Consider the following 16,209-nt stretch of genomic DNA (forward strand, 5'->3'; position numbering starts at 1 on the left):
AACGTTGCACTTATTCTATGAATTCAGGATCGAAGTATTCATTGCGTTAAATCGGCACAGCACTTCGAGGCCATCAAGTTTTGGAATACTGATATCCAGAATGATCAGGTCTGGAAGGCATTCGCGAACCATTTGTATTGCATCACAACCGTTATCCGTTTCGCCGACGACTTTATAGCCTTCGTGTTCCAACAACATACGAATCGCCAGCCTGATAACAGGATGGTCATCAATGATGAAAACTGTGTTCATAATCACATTCCATGCAAGTGCAAATAAAGCGGGCACATTAGCTCAGAAGGCGAGGCGGGAGCATGGAGGTGAGGGGGCGTAGATACAGAACAGGAATATTCCTACATTAAAAAAGGTATTGCCTTACGATCTATCAAGGCTTTGTGGACGTCTGTTTCAGAATTCGGTCGGCGATGTGGGTTCGGGCCTTGGCCCACCGGTTAAGCGGTTATTGTGGTAAGTTTTTCCTATATGGAGATGTTTAAATTCCTACATTTACAGCGGGCTTATCAGCGTCATTAGTTCGTCCCGGTTTAACGGTTTTGATAAATAACCAAGTAACGGCAAGTTACGTTGTAAGGCTTGAGTCTTCAGATTCGCCAGTTCGGGCAGGGGCAGGCCGCTCAGCAGGATCGCCCCTGCGATAAACCCCCGCCGACCGGCGATTTCGACTAACTCAAGCCCGGGCAGATCTGGCAGGCATTGGTCGCACAACATGAGGTCGAAGGGCCGTTCGGACTGGGTCATCAAGCGGATCGCCTGTTCGGCGTTTTCCGCCAGGGTCAGGTGCTCGAAGCCGAAGCTGTTGAGCAGGCACTGGGTTGCCAGGAGCTGAAAGGGGTGATCCTCCACCAACAGGATGCGAAGGCAATTCTTGAACATAGGAAGGGCACACGGTGAGTCAAGCGGCGATTGGGCGGGGCGTAGGAAGGCGCCCTATGCCCTTTAAGAGCGTGCGTGATTATTCATCGGGTGTTTGTACTGATTCGATCAGGCCGCTCTGTTCCCTTCGTAGGTAGATTCTGTTCAGGCAACAGGCAGCTGGATCAGTCATCTATTGCGGGCTGGAACGCCCGGTCATTTCCCGCGCCATCTCGGTGGCGTAGCTGTCGGTCATGCCGGCGATGAAATCGATCATCCGCAGGAACGAGGCGTGCAGCGACCAGGCCGGGTCGGGGGCACTGTTGCCCAGCAGGTCGAGGATGCGCCGGTTCTTGAACGACGGCGTGCGCCCGCCGTGCTGTTCAAGCGCCGCCCCGCAGAAGGCGTTGAGGAGGATTTCCAGGGTGGTGTAGGCGCCGATTTCATGCAGGGTCTTGCGCTTGTCCTGGAAGATTTTCTTGCGCGCCATGTCCTTGGCATCCAGCACGCAGCGCTTGGCGGGGCCGTGCATATGCTCGACCAGATCACCGTGCAAGGTGCCGGCGAGCAAGGCGTCCTGTTGTTCGACGAAAGCGCGTGCGGCGGCGTTGGTCAGGTGTTCGATGGCTTTGCCGCGCAGGATCGCCAGTTTGCGCCGCCGTGAATCCTGGGCGCCCAGTTGCCGGTAGGTTTGCGGCAGGTCGTCGCCGACCAGGTCGAGCAGCAGCGACTCGACTTCGGCATATTGCAGCAAGTCCATTTCCAAGCCGTCTTCCAGGTCGATCAGCGCGTAGCAGATGTCGTCCGCGGCCTCCATCAAGTACACCAGCGGATGGCGCGCCCAGCGTTGTTCTTCCAGTTGCGGCAGGCCGAGCTTGTGGGCGATCTGCTCAAGGATCGGCAGTTCGCTCTGGTAGCAGCCGAACTTGTGTTTCTTGTAGCCCAGGGAGTCCGCATGGCGGGCGGTCCACGGGTATTTCAGGTAGGTGCCCAAGGTCGCGTAGGTCAGCCGCGTGCCGCCGTCGAACTGGTGGTATTCCAGCTGGGTCAGCACTCTGAAACCCTGGGCGTTGCCTTCGAAATTGAGGAAGTCATTGCGCTCGGCCACGCTCATGTCGTCCAGCCAGCCGCGCCCGGCGGCCTGCTGGAACCAATGGCGGATGGCGTCTTCGCCGGAGTGCCCGAAGGGCGGGTTGCCGATGTCATGGGCCAGGCAGGCCGATTGCACCACCATGCCCAGGTCGCTCGGGTCGCACCACTCGGGCAGGGCGCTGCGCAGGGTTTCGCCCACGCGCATGCCGAGGGAGCGGCCGACGCAGCTGACTTCCAGGGAGTGGGTCAGACGGGTGTGGATATGGTCGTTGCTCGACACCGGGTGGACTTGAGTCTTGCGCCCCAGGCGGCGGAACGCGCCGGAGAAAATGATGCGGTCATGGTCTTTGTGAAACGGGCTACGGCCCAATTCTTCCGGGCTGTGCAGGGGCTTTCCAAGACGTTCGCGAGTCAGCAGGGTGGGCCAATCCAAGGCGGGTACTCTCCGTGCGGTGAATGACTCACCCAGCTTCCCGGTTCCGGGTGGGCGGGGCAAGCGAAAATCTACAGGCCGACCGCGTCGATATCGATTAACAGCAAGCGCTGACCGTTATCGAAGAATTGTCCGGCGGTCAGGCAATACTGGTTGGTGGTGGCGTCGCGGTAGGTCGAAGACAGCGTCAAGCGGCGCTCGTCCCAGCCTTCGGCCAGCAGATGATAGAAATACGGGCGCCACGACCAATTGTGGCCGAGGTAGCGGCTGTCGGCTTGCCAGGCGTCCTGGCGCCATTCGAAATTGGGGGTCAGTTGGGTGCCATGCCGGTCGCACTGGTAGAACCGCAGCAGCCAGGGATAATCCGGCAATTGCGGCAAATGGCTCAGCGGCGCCTGGCCCTGGGCCCAGGTCTGGAGGATTTTCATCAGTTCGGCCAGTTGTTGGCGCAATTGCATGATGCGTCCGCGTTCGGCGAGTTTTTTCTGCACGTAGGCGCCACGCAGTTGGGCGAAGCGCGGCACGAAAGCATCGGCGGCGAACCAGTCCAGTTGCGCCTGGGCAAACAGATAGCCCTGCACATACCGCGAGCCGCATTCCAGCGCAAAACTCAACTGCGCCTCAGTCTCCACCCCTTCGGCAATGATCCAGCAGCCGGTTTTTTCCGCCATTTGCGCCAGTGCCCGCACCACTTCACTGCTGGGGCCCCCTTTGGCGGCCTCCTGAAACAGGCGCATGTCCAGCTTGAGAATGTCCGGCTGCAACGCCAGCACGCGGTCGAGTTGCGAATAACCGGCGCCGAAGTCATCGATGGCGATGCGCGCGCCGGCCTCGCGATAGCGCGCCACCACGTCGGCCAGGCGCTGGATATCGCCGCCCAGTTCAGTGATCTCGAACACGATGCGCTGTGGATCGACGCCGTGAGCCTGCACCTGTTGCAAACTGGGCAGGGCCTGGCCGGCGCGCAGGCGATTGATCCAGCGCGGCGAGATATTCAGGCTCAGAAACCAGTCCTGCGGTGCCTCGTGCAGACGGCTCAAGGCGTTGTCGCGGATCTGCCGGTCCAGGCGCCGCAAGGCCACGCCCGAGGTGCGCGGGTCGGCGAACAATGGGCCGACCGACAGCAGGCGACCGTCAGCCTGGCGCAGGCGGCCGAGAGCCTCGACGCCGGCGATGCGCCCGGTGGCGGTGTCGATGAAGGGTTGGAAGCAGGCGAGCGGTTGCCCGTCGATCACGGGGCCTCCTTAAAAACGTTGGCAACAAAGTGCCCGGCCCTCGTTGACGAGGGCCGGGCCGATTCTGTTTGCAAGAATGCAGCCAGCAAGCCTCAACCTTTGCGTGAGGCGCCCTGCATGGCTAATTTGATCAGTGGGATCAAACCGGCGCCCAGTCGCACCAGGCGGGTCAGGCTGCTGAGACTGCCGCCCTTGGCGCCCTTGCCGGTAAAGAAGCCGATCAGCGTCACTGCGGCCACGCCCCACAGCGGCGCATGCTTGATGCCCAGGCTGTCCTGCCAGTGTTGGCCCATGTTGCGCACCTTATTCAGGGGCGCCATCAGTTGCTGGGACTCGTGGCGGATTTCCTGGCGGTGCATTTCCATGCGCAGGCGGATCAATGCCTTGCGCATTTCCCGGCGCGAGTTGGTGGGTGGGATTTCAGTCAGGCTCATGGCAGCAGGCGCTCCCGGTCATTGGCCAGCTCTTCGAGGGTGGCGTGGAACGGCGTGGACTCATCGAACACCGCCGCCTTCAAGCGCACACCGCAGAATGCAGCGGCCAGGGTATAGAACACGCAGAGGCAGATGATTCCGGTCAGGCGGTAGCCGGTGTCCCACACCAGAATCATCACCAATGTCGACAACCCCACCAGCAACAGCAGGGCAAACACCAGGGCCAGCCCGGCAAACAGCAGCAGGCTGACGGTGCGCGCTTTCTGCTCCTGCAGCTCGATGCCGAACAGTTCGACATGGCTGTGCAGCAAGCCCAGTACGGCTGCGCCCAGGCGTCGGGACGTTGAACTTGGGCCCGTGGACGAGCCGGATTCGCCGATAGACATAGGATTAGCGCCTTGTAGCCAACAGACCGATCAAGAAGCCCACGCCGGCGGCAATGCCCACTGATTGCCAAGGGTTGGCCTGCACATAATCTTCGGTCGCGGTGACGGCGGCCTTGCTGCGGTCGCGCAGGGAGTCTTCGGTCAGTTGCAGGGTTTCACGGGCCTTGAGCAGGCTGTCGTGGATCTTGGCGCGCAGCTCGTCGGCCTGGTCGCCGGCCAGGATGGCGGTGTCGTCCAGCAACTTTTCAGTATCACTGACCAGCGTTTGAAAATCCGCCATCAGTATTTCTTGAGCCGTCTGTGCTGTTTTGCTGGCCATGGTTATCTCCGTGAGTGGCTGATCGGTACGTGTGGTTTCGAGTCACCGGTATCGGTGAAGGTTCATTGCAAATGTCTGGTACAGCTTTTGCTTTGCCTTGGTGCGCAGGCCTCTGGGGCTGCGCTGAATCTGGGCGGTTGGGCCGCAAACCGGTGAAAACCTTACCCTATATAACTGAAACTCGCGGAAAAACCCTGTCGGGAATGGCCGATTGTGCTGATCGCTGCGCTAAAGCGGTTCACGCCCTCAGAAGAGGGGCGGAGCCGGTGGTGCCAATTTAGTGCGCGAAACGCTGGCTTGAACCGCTTTGGTGCTTTTTGCCTTTATCGCAGGCCTGCCAACCTCCATGGAAAATCTGCAAAGCGCAGTGGACACCCTTGTCCACAGCTCCAACACCCTGTTCATTCTGATCGGTGCGGTCATGGTTTTGGCCATGCACGCCGGTTTTGCCTTCCTCGAAGTCGGCACCGTGCGTCAGAAGAACCAAGTCAACGCCCTGTCGAAAATCCTCAGTGACTTCGCGATCTCCACCCTGGCCTATTTCTTTATAGGCTATTGGATCTCTTATGGCGTGAGCTTCATGCAACCGGCGGCGGTGATCAGTGCCGATCACGGCTATGGTCTGGTGAAGTTCTTCTTCCTGCTGACCTTTGCCGCGGCGATTCCGGCGATCATTTCCGGGGGCATTGCCGAGCGTGCACGATTTGTTCCGCAACTGTGCGCTACCGCGCTGATCGTGGCGTTTATCTACCCGTTTTTCGAAGGCATGGTGTGGAACGGCAATTTCGGCGTGCAGGCTTGGTTGCTCGCGACCTTCGGTGCCAGCTTCCATGACTTCGCCGGTTCCGTGGTGGTGCATGCCATGGGCGGCTGGCTGGCGTTGGCGGCGGTGCTGTTGCTCGGGCCGCGCAACGGGCGTTATCGCGAAGGGCGCCTGGTCGCGTTTGCGCCGTCGAGCATCCCGTTCCTGGCGCTGGGCTCGTGGATTCTGATTGTCGGCTGGTTCGGCTTTAACGTGATGAGCGCACAAACCCTGAACGGCGTCAGCGGCCTGGTGGCGGTCAACTCGCTGATGGCCATGGTCGGGGGTACGGTTGCGGCGCTGGTGATTGGCCGCAATGACCCCGGCTTCCTGCACAACGGCCCGCTGGCCGGGCTGGTGGCGATTTGTGCCGGTTCCGACCTGATGCATCCGGTGGGCGCATTGGTCACGGGGGTTGTCGCCGGTGGCTTGTTTGTGTGGTGCTTCATTGCCGCCCAGGATCGCTGGAAGATCGACGATGTGCTGGGTGTCTGGCCGTTGCATGGCCTGTGTGGCGTGTGGGGTGGCATTGCCTGCGGCATCTTCGGCCAGACCGCCCTTGGCGGGTTGGGCGGGGTCAGCCTGATCAGCCAATTGATCGGCACCGCGTTGGGTGTGCTGGTGGCGTTTGCCGGCGGCCTGCTGGTGTATGGCGTGATCAAGCGCGTACACGGGCTGCGCCTGAGCCAGGAAGAGGAGTACTACGGCGCGGACCTGTCGATCCACAAGATCGGTGCGATCAGTCAGGATTGATCGGCGCCTCTTCGTCAGGGGCCGCCCGCGGGTAGAAGCCGTGCAGCAGACGGTAGCGGTTGTGCCGCACCTCATCGACCCGCGCTTGCACCTGCTGGTCCGGCAGGCCCAGCAGGATCAGGGCGTGGGAGGCGAGCATCAGGCTCGACTCGAGCAGCTCGGGCACTACTTCGCTGGCGCCCGCGGCTTTCAGTTCGGCTAATTGGCTGTCGTCGCGGGTGCGTACCAGGATCGGTACGTCGGCGTTGATCCGGCGGGCTTCCTTCAGCACCAGCAGGGCGACTTCGGTGTTATCCACGGCGATCACCACCAGCCGCGCCCGTTCCAGGCCGACCGCGCTGAGCAGGGCGCCACGGCGGCAGTCGCCGTAATGCACGCTGTTGTCTTCGGTGGCGGCTTCCTGCACCCGTTCCGGGTTGTCATCCAGGGCGATAAACGCCTGTTGTTCGTGGTGCAGAAAGCGCCCGATGGATTGCCCGACGCGGCCATAGCCGCAGATCACCGCATGGTCGCGTAACTCGGCGTTGAGCGCGGTGATGGCTTCGAGTTGCACCTGCTGGTTGGGTTTGCGGTGCAGGCGCAGGGCAATGCCCGGTGCCGCGCGCAGCAAAAGCGGGGTCAGCAGCATCGAACAGAAGGTGGCGGCCAGCAGCAAGCCGTTGAACTCATCCGGTATCAGCCGGCTCTGTTGCATCTGCGCCATCAGCGCAAAACAGAACTCGCCGCCCTGGGCCAGGGCCAGGCCGCTGCGCCAGGCGGTTTCGCGGTCGCTGCCGCGCAGTTTGACCAGCGCCGCGACCACGCAGCCCTTGGTCAGCATCAGCGTGAAGGTCAGGCCGAGGATCAGCAGGCTGTGGCTGATGAACAGTTGCAGGTCGATGAGCATGCCGATGCTGACGAAAAACAGCCCCAGCAGAATGTCGCGAAACGGCCGGATATCCGCCTCGATCTGATGCCGGTAATGGCTTTCCCCCAGCAGCATGCCGGCCAGGAACGCACCAAGCGCCGGGGAGAGGCCCAGCAGGTGCGTGAGCCAGGCGGTCAGCAACACGATCACCAGCGCCAGCAGCACAAACAGCTCGGCCGAATGGGAGGCGGCGACTTCATGGAACAGACGCGGCAATAACCAGCGGCTGGCGAGCAACAGGCCGACGAACAACAACAATGTCTTGGCCAGCGTCAACGGCAGCGCCCAGTACCAGGCCTGCTCGCTGCCACCGGCGAACACCGGCACCAGGGTCAGCAGCAACACCGCCACTACATCCTGGAACAGCAGCACGCCAATCGCGTTCTGGCCGTGACTGCTGAAGATTTCCCCGAGGCTGCTCAGCTCTTTGCTGACAATGGCCGTGGACGACAACGCCAGCCCCGCACCGAGCATCAAGGCGATGTTCGGCGATACGCCAAAGGCCATCAACAGGCCTCCCAGCAGCAACCCGCAGCCCAGCACTTGCAAGCTGCCCAGGCCAAATACCACGTGGCGCAGGGCGAACATCTTGCTCAGGGAGAACTCCAGGCCAAGGGAAAACAGCAGGAATACCACGCCCAGCTCGGCGAGGTCGGGCAGGTTTTCGCTGTCATTCACCCAGTCGAGGGCGGTCGGCCCCACGGCCAGGCCCACGCACAGGTAGCCCAGCACGGGCGGCAATTGCAGCCGGCGAAACAGCGCAATCACCACCAGGGATGAGGCCAGAATGATCAGCAGGTTGGCGAACACAAGCATCTCCGTTGCAGGGCGAGCGGACAAAAAGCCGCGAGAATCGCTGAATCAGTTATAGGCCATGGTGATCTGGGTCAGGGTTTATCGGCTCGCCAGCGCTATAGAGTCGGCCTAAAATGGGCGCCTATTCCTGATCAGGTCCTGTCGTCATGCCTCCTGAATGCCAGTTGTTCACTACGTTGGGTTGCCATCTGTGTGAGCTCGCCGAAGCAGAAATCATGCCGTTGGTCGAACATGGGTTGCTGGTTGAGCTGGTGGATATCGCCGATTCCGAAGCCTTGTTTGAAGCCTATGGCCTAACGATTCCGGTGCTGCGCCGGGTGGATACCGGGGCTGAACTGGGTTGGCCGTTCGACACGGAGCAGGTGGTGGCCTTCCTATTCTAGCGCTTGGGCGATGGCAGCTTTCTCAATATTGGGTTACTGTATGTTTGTACAGCGATTGAATAGAGGGAACGCCCGTGGTGAATGTTGAACAACTGAAAAGCAGCGTTAATCGCATGTCCGCCGACGTTGTGCGCGATGCGGTGAACGAGCTGCGCCTCGACGGCCTGGTCACGGAAGGCAAGACGCCGTTTAACAAAGTGCATTTCAATACCTGCTTTGCCGAGATCGAAGCGCTGTTCCAGCGCGCCGGTTATCACAAGCAGTTGGATGTGGTGGGTTACCAGGGCTTGCTGTACGCGCTATATGATCCGGGCCGTTGGGAAGCGGTAGACGTGCTGCGCTGGCTCAAGGAATTTACCGAGGCCGCCAGTGCTTCGCCGATTCTGCGGGCGCAATTGGCCAAGGCCTGAGATCCGCCCTAGGCTCAATCCCGCTCCATGCGGGATAATGCCGGCCTGTTTCCCAGGCTTCGAGCATCCGCATGTCCACTTCCGGTTTTTCCGCGTCCCAGCATCAAGCCAGCACCTTGTACTTGCCGCCTGGCCCTTGGGCGACGGTGCTCGACTGCCTGTGCGAGCATTTCCCGGCGATCGGCCGCACGCAGTGGCTGGACCGCATCGCCCGTGGCCGGGTGCTGGATCTGCAGGGTAGCCCGATCCGCCTGGACCTGGCCTACAAGGAAGGCTTGTGCATCTACTACTTCCGCGAAGTGCCGAACGAAAAAGTCATCCCGGTGCAGGAAACCATCCTGTACGCCGACGAACACTTGGTGGTGGCGGACAAACCACACTTTCTGCCCGTCACCCCGGCGGGTGAGTATGTCGAGCAAACCCTGTTGCGCCGCCTGATCCGCCGCCTGGACAACCCGTCCCTGGTGCCCCTGCACCGCATCGACCGGCATACGGCGGGGCTGGTGCTGTTCTCGGCCAACCCGCAAAGCCGCTCGGCCTATCAGCAGTTGTTTCCCACGCGTCAAATCGACAAGTTCTACGAGGCCATCGCCCCGGCCTTGCCGAACCTGACCTTCCCGCTGGTCCACAAAAGCCGTCTGGTGGATGGCGAGCCGTTCTTTCGCATGCAGGAAGGGCCAGGCGCCAGCAACACCGAAACGGCCGTGGAAGTGCGCGAAACCCACGGCGACTTATGGCGCTATGGGCTGTTCCCTGTGACCGGCAAGAAGCACCAGTTGCGTGTACACATGACGGCGCTCGGCGCGAGCATCTGCAATGACCCGTTCTACCCCGAAGTGATCAAGGATGCCGTGGACGACTACGCCAATCCCTTGAAGCTGCTCGCCCAGGGGGTGCGTTTTATCGATCCGGTCACGGGTGCAGAACGCAGTTTCCGCAGCCAGATCACGCTCGACTGGTAACCGCAGAAACGACAAGGCCCGCGCGAGGCGGGCCTTGTATGCAAGCGTTGCGGCTTACAGGTCTTTAACGGTACGCACTTGATCCTTGTTGATGCGGGTGCGCTTGCCGTCAAGCTGTTCGAATTCGTAGAAACCCGTATCTTCATTGTATTTCGGGGTATCGACAGCCTGGATTTCGCGACCGTCATTCAGGGTGATCACTGTTGGCGAGGCGCAACCGGCAAGGGTAGCGAGGCCCAGTGCAAGCATGAAAGCGGCGATGGTCCGTTGAGTCATGAGTGTGTCTCCAAGAGAATTCTTTTTGATTGCTGACTGTGTGACGCGTGGCGCGTCGACAAAGTTCCTTGTGTGGGGGTCATTCTGACACGCCAGGCCTGGTGTGTAACAGCGCAGGTGTGTTCAGGTTGGCCAGGCGCGGATCATCTGCCGGGCATTCCAGCCCGATGCCCCCCAACTGCAGGAAAATCTTGCGCGGGCTGCGCTCACCGGCTTGCCAGGCCTGTTCTACCGCGCTTTGCAGGTGGGTGGGGATGATGCAGATCAACGGTTCCCAGAATTCACCGTGGCGCACCATCACCGGCAGCCGCGGATTGCGCTGCGCCGTCTTGCGCAGGTCGGCGAGCAGTCGAGCGTCAAGATGCGGCACATCGCACGGCAAAATCAGTAAGTGCTCATGGCGGGCGGCGTTCAAGCCTGCGCGGATACCGGCCAGCGGCCCGGGGAAATCCGTACTGTCGTCACTCACCAACTGGTCGGCATACGGCGTGTAGCGGTCCGGGTTGCGGTTGCACGAGATGATCAGGTCGTCGGTCAGTGGGCGCACCAAGTGGTGCAAGTGCGCGATCAATGGCTGACCCTGCCATTCCAGCAAGCCTTTGTCTTGTCCGCCCATGCGTTGGCCGCGGCCACCGGCCAACAGCAGAATCGAACAGGGCAGAGGCGAAGAATCGTCGGGCATGGGGGTTCCGCAGCGGCAGGTAAATAGGGGCCTGTGATATAACATCGGGCTGTTCCTTCGACAACCGGACCGTGCCATGAAAGCCAAGGCAGATGCGCCCTTTGTACCCCTGAATATCGCTGTATTGACGGTCAGCGACACCCGCACCCTGGACACCGACACCTCGGGCCAGGTTTTCGTCGACCGCCTGATCGCCGCCGGCCACCTCCTGGCCGAGCGCGTGCTGCTCAAGGACGACCTCTACAAGATTCGCGCGCAGGTGGCCCACTGGATCGCCGAAGACGTGGTGCAGGTCGTGCTGATCACTGGCGGCACCGGCTTCACCGGCCGTGACAGCACGCCCGAAGCGGTGAGCTGCCTGCTCGACAAACAGGTCGATGGCTTTGGCGAGCTGTTCCGCCAGATCTCCGTGGCCGACATCGGCACCTCCACCGTGCAATCCCGCGCCCTGGCCGGCCTGGCGAACGGCACCCTGGTGTGCTGCCTGCCGGGTTCGACCAACGCCGTGCGTACCGGTTGGGACGGCATCCTCGCTGAGCAACTGGACAACCGTCACCGCCCCTGCAACTTCGTACCGCACCTGAAGCAGGCCGAACCCTGTGAATCCCGTGGATAAGCCGGGCAAGACCGGCGCCTTGATGCCGGTGGAAGAAGCCCTGCAACGCTTGCTCGAGATGGCCGAGGCCGCGCCGATTCGCGAGCAGCAGGTATTGCCCCTGGCCGCGGGTGATGGCCGCGTACTGGCGCAGGATTTGATCTCCACCCTCGATCTGCCGCCGTGGCCCAACAGCGCCATGGACGGTTATGCCGTGCGCCTGGCGGACTGGACGGGCGAACCGTTGGCGGTGAGCCAGCGCATCTTCGCCGGTCAGGCCCCCGCGCCATTGGCTGCCGGCACCTGCGCGCGCATCTTCACCGGGGCGCCCGTGCCGCAAGGCGCGGACTGCGTGGAAATGCAGGAAAACGCCGTGGTCCACGCCGACGCGCGTGTGAGCTTTACCGAGCCGTTGCATATCGGTCAGAACATTCGCCCGCAAGGGCAGGAAACCACCGTCGGCGAAGTGGTGCTGACCGCGGGCACGCGCCTGGGGCCGATCGAACTCGGCCTGGCTGCGTCCCTCGGTCTCGACCAATTGGCCGTGGTACGCCGCGTGCGGGTCGCGGTGCTGTCCACCGGCGATGAGTTGATCGAGCCCGGCCTGCCCCTCGGCCCAGGGCAGATCTACAACAGCAACCGTCGCGTGCTGTGCAGTTGGCTGGAGCGCCTGGGATGCGAAGTGATCGATGCGGGCATTCTTCCCGATGACCTGGACCAGACGCGCACGTGTCTGGCGGGCCTGGGCGCGGTTGACTTGATTCTGTCGACCGGCGGTGTGTCGGTGGGCGAGGCGGATTTTCTCGGCATTGCCCTGCGTGAAGAAGGCGAGCTGGCCTTGTGGAAGCTCGCGATCAAACCGGGCAAACCGCTGACCTTCGGCCATTTTCGTGGCGTGCCGGTGATCGGCCTGCCGGGCAATCCGGCGTCGACGCTGGTGACGTTTGCCCTGTTGGCACGCCCCTATCTGCTGCGCCGCCAAGGTGTGGCGGAGGTCGAGCCGCTGCGGTTCGAGGTGCCGGCGGGGTTCGTCTGGCCCAAACCGGGCAACCGCCGCGAATATTTGCGCGGGCGCATCGAGCAGGGCAAGGCGGTCATCTATCGCAACCAGAGCTCCGGCGTGCTGCGCAGTGCGGCGTGGGCGCAAGGGTTGGTAGAGGTGTTGGAAGGGACGACGCTGGCGATTGGCGACCGGGTGAATTTCATTCCCCTGAGCGAAGTCCTGAACTGAAGCCGATCTGAATGTGGGAGGGGCTTGCCCCGATGGCGGTGTATCAGCCACAGATGTGTTGACTGAAACACTGCCATCGGGGGCAAGCCCCTCCCACATTTGGATTGTTGTTTGTCTGGGGCTACTCAGTAGTCGTCGCCACGCTCGGTGACATCGCGCTCGACCGGCTCGGCGTCCGGATCGTACCCCGCCGGAAACTTGCCCTTCAACGTCCAGGCAAACGCAATGATCTCGGCGATCGTGCGGTACAACTCTTCCGGGATACTGTCGCCCAGTTCCATGCGCGCCAGCAGCTTCACCAGCTCGGCGTTTTCATAGATGGGCACTTCGTTTTCCCGCGCCAGCTTGAGGATCGCTTCGGCCAGGGCATCGTCGCCCTTGGCGGTCAGGGTCGGCGCTTGTTGGCCGTCATACTTGAGGGCGATGGCGTGGCGCGGTGGGTTGGCGTTGTTCATGCGGTTTCGTCCACCCAGCGTTGCTCCAATCCGGTTTTCGGCCCGCGTGGCGGCGTGCCGAGGTGGCAGTCGAGGTCGCCGACATTGATGCCCGACGTCACCAGGCGCTCGCGCAAACTGCCCAAGTGACTTTCGATCAAACTGGCGGTGAACGGTCGCGTCGCCCACAGCTGGCTCGACAGTTTGCCCTGAGACAATTGCGCCTGGACCTGCAACGGCCCCAGCGGCTCCATGTCGAAGGCCAGTTCCACGCGCCAGAGCATCTGCTTGGGGTCTTTTTTGTCCTTGCGTTCAGGCTGGTCCTTGTCCTGCGCGGGCTCTTCGCGCTGGAACTTGACCTGCAGCGGCACGATGTCCTGCAGGGTCCGCATGGGAATTTCCAGCTGCCAGGTGGTTTGCAGGCGGCCGTCGGCGGTGGTGCCGGTCTGTTCCAGGCTCGACAACTGATGGCTCTGTAACCGCGAGATGGCCCCGGCGGCCAGGCGCAGCAGGTTTTCCAGGTCGCCTTCGCCTGCCAGGCGTTGCATCAGCCGCTCCGGCAATGGAAAACCGGCGGGTGCCTGGCGGGCGCTGATCTGCCCGAGGGTGTTCAGCGGGCTGCGCACGAAGTTGGGCAGTATCTGAGCCAGGGTGTTGGCGGCGAGGATGGCATTGAGGTTGGTGCTGACGGGCAGGGCGGGCAGCAGATCGGCGACCAGGCGCAACAGCGCGCCTTTCATATCCAGCGGTGGAATTTGCGGGTTTTGCCCGGCCAGCAACTTGGCTTCAAGAAACGCGCCGCTGTTCTGGATGACTTGCGCCAGCACCTTGGGATTGCTGACTTGCGCCAGGTCGGGCAATGCCGCGAGCAGCCGCGTGGCGGCCGAGCGCAGTTCGACGGACGTACTGTCGTCCTGGGGCAGGCGTTGCAACGCGGTGAACACCGCATCCAGCGAGCCCTGGCGACTTTGCTGGGTGGCGAGTTGCTGGGTCACGGCCAGTTGATCCTTGAGCCCGCTCAAGGGCACAAAGTTCAGGGTCTGCGTGTCCTGTACCACAGCGCTGAGCAGGCTGCCGACGCGTAGCGGTTGCGGGCTTTCCAGGGTCAGGGTCGTGCCGGCCAGGGTGCTGTTGAGGACTGTCACCAACGAACGGTAGATCGTCGGTTGCGTGGTGCCTTGGGGCAGCGCTTGGCTGGTCAGGACTTTGGCTTGCAGCAAGGTGCCCGCCGGCATTTGTGTGGTGTCGATGCGGGTGAGGGCGGCGACGTTGGCGCTCAAGGCCTGCTGCAGGCTGAGGGTCAGGTTACCGGCGGACGTCTGGCTCACCGCCACATTGCTGCCCAGCGGCAAGGGTTGCGGGCTGCTGGCCTGCACCAGCGTCTGGCGGCCACCGTCGAGGGTCAATTTGAGCAGCAACTGAAAGGCTTCGCCGCCTTGTTTAAGTGCGATGACTTCGGCGTTCGCGGTTTTTCCCGGGTCGATCAAGCCGATCTGCGGCTCCAGCAGTTTCAGCAACTCACCGGTTGCTGGCGCCGGCGCAGGGGCCGGCCCGGCTGTCGGGGCAGGAGAAAGCGTAGGAAGGTTGATCTCACCGGTCATCGTGCGTGTCGTCTCAGGGGAAATAGCCCTCTTTAGCGTAGGGCATCGCATGTATAATGCGGCCCGTCTGCCATGAGAGCGGTAAAAACCTCACAACTATTTGATCCAGCTCTCTAAAATCGGTCGCCAAAGCCGTTATTGTGCTCCTTTCTATAACGGCCGCAGCACCGCCGACTTGAACCGTAAAGGCCCGCGATCTTTTGACCAGCCCTCTTCTTGAAGCCGTAGCGCTTGCCTGTGAACGCGACCTGCGCCTGCTGTTCGAGCACCTCGACCTGCGCCTGGCGGGCGGTGACATGGTGCAGATCAGCGGGCCCAACGGCAGCGGCAAGACCAGCCTCCTGCGTTTGCTGGCCGGGTTGATGCAGCCCACGGCGGGCGAAGTGCGGCTCAACGGCAAGCCCCTGAACGAACAGCGCACCGAGCTGGCCCGCAACCTCACCTGGATCGGCCACGCCGCCGGGATCAAGGACGTGCTCAGCGCCGAGGAAAACCTCAGCTGGCTCAGCGCCCTGCATCATCCGGCCAGCCGCGAGGCGATCTGGCAGGCACTCGCCGCCGTCGGCCTCAAGGGCTTCGAAGATGTGCCCTGCCACACCTTGTCGGCCGGCCAGCAGCGCCGCGTGGCCCTGGCGCGCCTGTATCTGCCCGGCCCGCCGCTGTGGATTCTCGACGAACCCTTCACCGCCCTCGACAAACAAGGTGTCGCCCAGTTGGAAGAACATCTGGCGCGGCATTGTGAGCAGGGCGGCCTCGTCGTGCTGACGACGCACCACAGCCTGACGCGCCTGCCCGCCGGTTACCGCGAGCTGGACCTGGGGCGGTGGTCGGTATGAGTGTGTTCGCGCTGTTGGTGGCCCGCGAGGCGCGGCTGTTGTGCCGGCGCCCGGCCGAACTGGCCAATCCGCTGGTGTTCTTTGCGATTGTCATCGCGTTGTTCCCGCTGGCGGTCGGCCCCGAGACTAAACTGTTGCAAACCTTGTCTCCGGGACTGGTGTGGGTGGCGGCCCTTTTGTCCGTGCTGCTCTCGCTGGACGGGCTGTTTCGCAGTGATTTCGAGGACGGTTCCCTGGAACAGTGGGTCCTTTCGTCGCACCCCCTGCCACTTCTGGTATTGGCCAAGGTACTGGCACACTGGGCGTTTTCCGGCCTGGCGCTGGTGTTGCTCTCGCCGTTGCTGGCAATGATGCTAGGGTTGCCCAGTGAATGCCTGCCGGTATTGCTCATGTCCTTGTTGCTCGGCACGCCGGCGCTCAGCCTGTTGGGAGCGGTGGGCGCGGCGCTGACGGTGGGTTTGAAGCGCGGCGGCCTGCTGCTGGCCCTGTTGATTCTGCCTTTGTATATCCCGGTGTTGATCCTCGGCAGCGGCGCTTTGCAAGCCGCGCTCATGGGCATGCCGGCGACCGGTTACCTCCTGTGGCTTGGCAGCCTGACCGCCCTGGCGGTAACCCTGACACCCTTTGCCATAGCCGCCGGCCTGAAGATCAGCGTCGGCGAATAATGAAGTCGGGTTACGCGTAACCCGTTCTTCAACATAAGAAAGACCCTACGCTTCTTGCAAACACAAGACGCAACCGTGATGGAA

General features: G+C 62.1%; 19 protein-coding genes and 1 pseudogene. 8 read left to right on the top strand and 12 right to left on the bottom strand.

Going from position 1 to position 16,209, the window contains the following annotated elements:
• Window positions 1-27: 27 nt before the first annotated feature.
• From RGV59_RS14725 to RGV59_RS14755, 7 genes and pseudogenes are all read right to left on the bottom strand, one after another.
• Window positions 28-252 (bottom strand): annotated as a pseudogene (locus tag RGV59_RS14725) (response regulator transcription factor); the annotation flags it as partial.
• A gap of 255 nt (window positions 253-507) precedes the next feature.
• The gene (locus RGV59_RS14730) at window positions 508-894 is read right to left on the bottom strand and encodes a response regulator (RefSeq protein WP_017849418.1); all 387 of its coding nucleotides are present in this window, start codon (window positions 892-894) and stop codon (window positions 508-510) included.
• A 172-nt stretch (window positions 895-1,066) separates the two neighbouring features.
• Window positions 1,067-2,398, bottom strand: a complete 1,332-nt coding sequence (locus RGV59_RS14735; RefSeq protein ID WP_017849419.1) for a deoxyguanosinetriphosphate triphosphohydrolase — start codon at window positions 2,396-2,398, stop codon at window positions 1,067-1,069.
• Between the two features lie 71 nt (window positions 2,399-2,469).
• Window positions 2,470-3,633, bottom strand: a complete 1,164-nt coding sequence (locus tag RGV59_RS14740; protein ID WP_017849420.1) for an EAL domain-containing protein — start codon at window positions 3,631-3,633, stop codon at window positions 2,470-2,472.
• A gap of 92 nt (window positions 3,634-3,725) precedes the next feature.
• Window positions 3,726-4,067, bottom strand: coding sequence for a hypothetical protein (locus RGV59_RS14745; protein ID WP_017849421.1), 342 nt, complete (start codon window positions 4,065-4,067; stop codon window positions 3,726-3,728).
• On the bottom strand, window positions 4,064-4,453 hold the full coding sequence (locus RGV59_RS14750) for a phage holin family protein (RefSeq protein WP_017849422.1): 390 nt from the start codon (window positions 4,451-4,453) through the stop codon (window positions 4,064-4,066). The genes RGV59_RS14745 and RGV59_RS14750 overlap by 4 nt, the downstream gene beginning before the upstream one ends.
• A 4-nt stretch (window positions 4,454-4,457) precedes the next feature.
• Window positions 4,458-4,772 carry a DUF883 family protein gene (locus RGV59_RS14755; RefSeq protein ID WP_017849423.1) on the bottom strand — a complete coding sequence of 105 codons (315 nt, stop codon included), beginning with the start codon at window positions 4,770-4,772 and terminating at the stop codon, window positions 4,458-4,460.
• A 346-nt stretch (window positions 4,773-5,118) separates the two neighbouring features.
• On the opposite strand from RGV59_RS14755, the gene RGV59_RS14760 reads away from it, so the two are divergent.
• A complete protein-coding gene (locus RGV59_RS14760) occupies window positions 5,119-6,327 on the top strand; it encodes an ammonium transporter (protein ID WP_026140339.1) in 1,209 nt (402 codons plus the stop codon).
• Here RGV59_RS14760 and RGV59_RS14765 read toward each other — a convergent pair.
• On the bottom strand, window positions 6,314-8,044 hold the full coding sequence (locus RGV59_RS14765) for a cation:proton antiporter (RefSeq protein WP_046385334.1): 1,731 nt from the start codon (window positions 8,042-8,044) through the stop codon (window positions 6,314-6,316). The two genes, RGV59_RS14760 and RGV59_RS14765, sit on opposite strands and share 14 nt — an antisense overlap.
• 152 nt (window positions 8,045-8,196) lie before the next feature.
• Between RGV59_RS14765 and RGV59_RS14770 the strand changes: the two genes are divergently transcribed.
• The 3 genes from RGV59_RS14770 to RGV59_RS14780 all read left to right on the top strand — a co-directional run bounded on the left by RGV59_RS14770 (window position 8,197) and on the right by RGV59_RS14780 (window position 9,805).
• Window positions 8,197-8,433, top strand: a complete 237-nt coding sequence (locus tag RGV59_RS14770) for a glutaredoxin family protein (protein ID WP_017849426.1) — start codon at window positions 8,197-8,199, stop codon at window positions 8,431-8,433.
• A gap of 74 nt (window positions 8,434-8,507) precedes the next feature.
• On the top strand, window positions 8,508-8,843 hold the full coding sequence (locus RGV59_RS14775) for a hypothetical protein (RefSeq protein ID WP_017529348.1): 336 nt from the start codon (window positions 8,508-8,510) through the stop codon (window positions 8,841-8,843).
• Window positions 8,844-8,914: 71 nt separating this feature from the next.
• On the top strand, window positions 8,915-9,805 hold the full coding sequence (locus tag RGV59_RS14780) for a pseudouridine synthase (RefSeq protein ID WP_046384224.1): 891 nt from the start codon (window positions 8,915-8,917) through the stop codon (window positions 9,803-9,805).
• A 54-nt stretch (window positions 9,806-9,859) separates the two neighbouring features.
• Here the strand turns inward: RGV59_RS14780 and RGV59_RS14785 are convergent, their stop codons facing one another.
• Window positions 9,860-10,081 carry a YgdI/YgdR family lipoprotein gene (locus tag RGV59_RS14785; protein ID WP_017849428.1) on the bottom strand — a complete coding sequence of 74 codons (222 nt, stop codon included), beginning with the start codon at window positions 10,079-10,081 and terminating at the stop codon, window positions 9,860-9,862.
• A gap of 79 nt (window positions 10,082-10,160) precedes the next feature.
• Window positions 10,161-10,763 (bottom strand): molybdenum cofactor guanylyltransferase MobA, encoded by a 603-nt coding sequence (mobA, locus tag RGV59_RS14790; RefSeq protein WP_102617966.1) that lies wholly within the window; start codon window positions 10,761-10,763, stop codon window positions 10,161-10,163.
• A 76-nt stretch (window positions 10,764-10,839) separates the two neighbouring features.
• On the opposite strand from mobA, the gene moaB reads away from it, so the two are divergent.
• Together moaB and glp are read left to right on the top strand one after the other, a co-directional pair.
• The gene (gene moaB / locus RGV59_RS14795) at window positions 10,840-11,379 is read left to right on the top strand and encodes a molybdenum cofactor biosynthesis protein B (RefSeq protein ID WP_017849430.1); all 540 of its coding nucleotides are present in this window, start codon (window positions 10,840-10,842) and stop codon (window positions 11,377-11,379) included.
• Window positions 11,363-12,589, top strand: a complete 1,227-nt coding sequence (glp, locus tag RGV59_RS14800) for a gephyrin-like molybdotransferase Glp (protein WP_102617967.1) — start codon at window positions 11,363-11,365, stop codon at window positions 12,587-12,589. The genes moaB and glp overlap by 17 nt, the downstream gene beginning before the upstream one ends.
• Before the next feature lie 125 nt (window positions 12,590-12,714).
• On the opposite strand, the gene RGV59_RS14805 is transcribed toward glp, so the two are convergent.
• Both RGV59_RS14805 and RGV59_RS14810 read right to left on the bottom strand, forming a co-directional pair.
• Window positions 12,715-13,044, bottom strand: coding sequence for an EscU/YscU/HrcU family type III secretion system export apparatus switch protein (locus RGV59_RS14805; protein WP_102617968.1), 330 nt, complete (start codon window positions 13,042-13,044; stop codon window positions 12,715-12,717).
• Window positions 13,041-14,624 (bottom strand): flagellar hook-length control protein FliK, encoded by a 1,584-nt coding sequence (locus tag RGV59_RS14810; protein WP_046384220.1) that lies wholly within the window; start codon window positions 14,622-14,624, stop codon window positions 13,041-13,043. The genes RGV59_RS14805 and RGV59_RS14810 overlap by 4 nt, the downstream gene beginning before the upstream one ends.
• Window positions 14,625-14,824: 200 nt before the next feature.
• On the opposite strand from RGV59_RS14810, the gene ccmA reads away from it, so the two are divergent.
• Together ccmA and ccmB are read left to right on the top strand one after the other, a co-directional pair.
• Entirely contained in the window at window positions 14,825-15,460 is a 636-nt protein-coding gene (ccmA, locus tag RGV59_RS14815) for a cytochrome c biogenesis heme-transporting ATPase CcmA (RefSeq protein ID WP_017849434.1), read from the top strand.
• The gene (ccmB, locus tag RGV59_RS14820; RefSeq protein ID WP_017849435.1) at window positions 15,457-16,125 is read left to right on the top strand and encodes a heme exporter protein CcmB; all 669 of its coding nucleotides are present in this window, start codon (window positions 15,457-15,459) and stop codon (window positions 16,123-16,125) included. The genes ccmA and ccmB overlap by 4 nt, the downstream gene beginning before the upstream one ends.
• The last annotated feature ends 84 nt before the right edge of the window (window positions 16,126-16,209 follow it).

The organism is Pseudomonas sp. FG1 (assembly GCF_034313875.1).
GTDB classification, from domain to species: domain Bacteria; phylum Pseudomonadota; class Gammaproteobacteria; order Pseudomonadales; family Pseudomonadaceae; genus Aquipseudomonas; species Aquipseudomonas veronii.